Annotated in this window: 2 protein-coding genes and 1 other annotated feature; of the genes, one reads left to right on the plus strand and one right to left on the minus strand. The window is 41.2% G+C overall.

Annotation, left to right across the window (positions count from 1 at the left end):
* Nucleotides 1–199: 199 nt before the first annotated feature.
* Nucleotides 200–520 (plus strand) — a binding site (T-box leader).
* Between the two features lie 117 nt (nt 521–637).
* Complete coding sequence (gene metG / locus RHS_RS27720) at nt 638–2,590, plus strand: methionine--tRNA ligase (RefSeq protein WP_027295574.1); 1,953 nt, start codon at nt 638–640, stop codon at nt 2,588–2,590.
* A 212-nt stretch (nt 2,591–2,802) separates the two neighbouring features.
* Here metG and RHS_RS27725 read toward each other — a convergent pair.
* The coding region (locus RHS_RS27725) for an EAL domain-containing protein (RefSeq protein WP_047835008.1) at nt 2,803–3,117 on the minus strand (315 nt) is incomplete at its 5' end.

Consider the following 3,117-nt stretch of genomic DNA (forward strand, 5'->3'; position numbering starts at 1 on the left):
CGGCATGGGCAGAATCTACGATGCCTGGAAAACCCAGAACTGGCCCAAACCGGTATTTGAAGCAAATGCAGACCCGTATAGAGTTACTTTGAAGCTGGAAGTATATTAGAAGGGGAAAAATACTTCATATACCTGCCCAGAATATTTTCCTTTCATACTTGACATCCAACATTCATTGTGATAGCCTAACTACATATAGACAAACGCAATGACGAAGAGAGTACATCGGATGCAGGCATTACAGAGAATTCCCGGATGCTGAGAGGGAAGTGTGAGTATAGATGGAAGATGGCTTCTGAGTGGTGCACCGAACATGGAAAAGGCAAGTGGCTGTGGACATGGCCCAATCTGCCGGTTTTGTGCAAGGCTGCAACGGGAACCGCCTGTTACAGCGGTGTAGTGTACGATTGGAAAATGGTATTTTAATATCAGCTCCAGGGATGTGCACTTGCAGAGATTTGTTTCGCGAGAAATGAATGAAGTGAAGTGGTAACACGGGATGATAACACCCGTCTTCTCAAATGGGAAGGCGGGTTTTTTGCGCATTTTGCCGGCCAATGCAGATATTGCATTTCGGGCAAGACAGTAATTTCGGACATACTTCAGGCATTCGGAAAGAATAAGAAAGGGATTTATCATGGGAAAAGAAAAATATTATATGACTACGGCGATTGCCTATACTTCTGGTAAACCGCATATTGGCAACACCTACGAGGTAGTACTGGCAGACAGTATTGCAAGGTTTAAAAGAGCACAGGGATATGATGTGTTCTTTCAGACGGGAACAGATGAGCATGGACAGAAAATTGAGTTAAAAGCGGAAGAAGCAGGTATCACCTGCAAAGAATTTGTAGATCAGACTGCCGGAGAAATCAGGCAGATCTGGGATATGATGAATACTTCATATGACAAGTTTATCCGTACTACAGATGAAGACCATGAAAAACAAGTACAGAAAATATTTAAGAAACTGTACGATAAAGGTGACATTTATAAAGGACATTATGAAGGAATGTACTGTACTCCCTGTGAGTCATTTTTTACGGAATCCCAGTTGGCAGATGGAAAATGTCCCGATTGCGGAAGAGAAGTGCAGCCTGCAAAGGAAGAGGCATATTTCTTCAAAATGAGTAAATATGCAGATCGTTTGATTGAACACATCAATACCCATCCGGAATTCATACAGCCGGTATCCAGAAAGAATGAAATGATGAACAATTTCCTGCTTCCGGGACTTCAGGATCTCTGTGTATCCAGAACTTCTTTTAAATGGGGAATCCCGGTTGATTTTGATCCAAAACATGTTGTTTATGTTTGGCTGGATGCCCTGACAAACTATATCACCGGTATTGGTTATAACTGTGATGGAGAAAGTACGGATCAGTTTAAAAAGGACTGGCCGGCAGACCTGCATTTAATTGGGAAAGACATTATCCGTTTCCATACAATTTACTGGCCCATATTCCTTATGGCACTGGATCTTCCCCTTCCTAAGCAGATATTCGGACATCCGTGGCTGCTGCAGGGAGATGGAAAAATGAGTAAGTCCAAAGGAAATGTTCTGTATGCAGATGAACTGGTTGATTTCTTTGGCGTGGATGCAGTACGATATTTTGTATTACACGAAATGCCATTTGAAAACGATGGCGTTATTTCCTGGGAGCTTATGGTGGAAAGAATGAACTCTGATCTGGCAAATACCCTTGGAAATCTGGTAAACAGAACCATTTCCATGTCAAATAAATATTTTGACGGTGTTGTGGCAGATAAAGGGGCAGCAGAGCCGGTAGACGAAGAATTAAAAGCTATTGCACTGGAAGTTCCGAAAAAAGCAGCAGAAAAAATGGAAGAACTTCGTGTTGCTGACGCTATTTCAGAAATATTTACTCTGTTTAAACGCTGCAATAAATATATAGATGAAACGATGCCATGGGCGCTTGCAAAGGATGAGACAAAACAGGACCGTCTGGCAACCGTACTTTACAATCTGGTAGAAAGTATCAGCATCGGCGCTTCCTTATTGGATTCCTTTATGCCTGAAACCTCCGGGAAAATTCTGACACAGTTAAATGCTGAGAAAAGAAGTCTGGCTGAAATGGAGCAGTACGGCATCTATAAATCCGGCAGCAAAGTAACAGAGAAGCCGGAAATCTTATTTGCACGTCTGGACATGAAAGAAGTATTGGCAAAGGTAGAAGAGCTTCATGCTTCAGAGAAAGAAGCAGAGGTGCCCGCAGAGCCGGTGATTGATATAGAAGCAAAAGAAGAAATCTCTTATGATGATTTTATGAAAATGCAGTTCCAGGTCGGTGAAATTATCGCTTGTGAAGAGGTTAAGAAATCCAGAAAGCTGCTTTGCTCACAGGTTCGTATCGGAAGCCAGGTAAAACAGATTGTTTCCGGAATCAAAGCCAATTACAGCGCAGAAGAAATGGTTGGCAAAAAAGTTATGGTGCTTGTAAACTTAAAGCCGGCAAAACTCGCGGGTGTTATGTCTGAAGGAATGATTCTGTGTGCAGAGGATGAAAACGGTGAACTGGCTCTGATGATCCCGGAAAAGAAAATGCCTTCCGGAGCTGAGATCTGTTAAAAGAGTAAATAGTATATCTATGATTGATTTTAGGAAAAGAAGAGAAATACAGAATTAAGAAATTAATAATTAGATCAGATATATAGAAAAGTTCATAAAAAAGCAGATGAAAGTAAATTACTTGACTTTCATCTGCTTTTTCAGTATCCCCGGTCTCTTTATGAAACAGTCTTTCAATTAGTTTCCTGTTATAAATTAACGGTGATAAAAGATTATTTATAGGAATTTTTCCATTCATATTCCGTCATCGGCATTGGCTTGCTGAACAAAAAGCCCTGCACCGTTTTCACACCGCAATTTTCAAGTACTTCCAGCTGGGATTCGTTTTCAACCCCTTCTGCGACTAATTGGATATTCAGTTTTTTACAAACGCTTACGATAGCTTCTACTATCGTCTGTGTGTTTTCGTTGGATATAATATCTTTTACAAAACCCCGGTCAATTTTGAGTATATCAAATTTCGCCGTTGCCAAAAGTGCCAGGTTGGAACTTTCGGCGCCAAAATCATCAACGGATATCCGGAATCC

It is taken from the genome of Robinsoniella sp. RHS, from assembly GCF_001029355.1.
Lineage (GTDB): Bacteria > Bacillota > Clostridia > Lachnospirales > Lachnospiraceae > Robinsoniella > Robinsoniella peoriensis.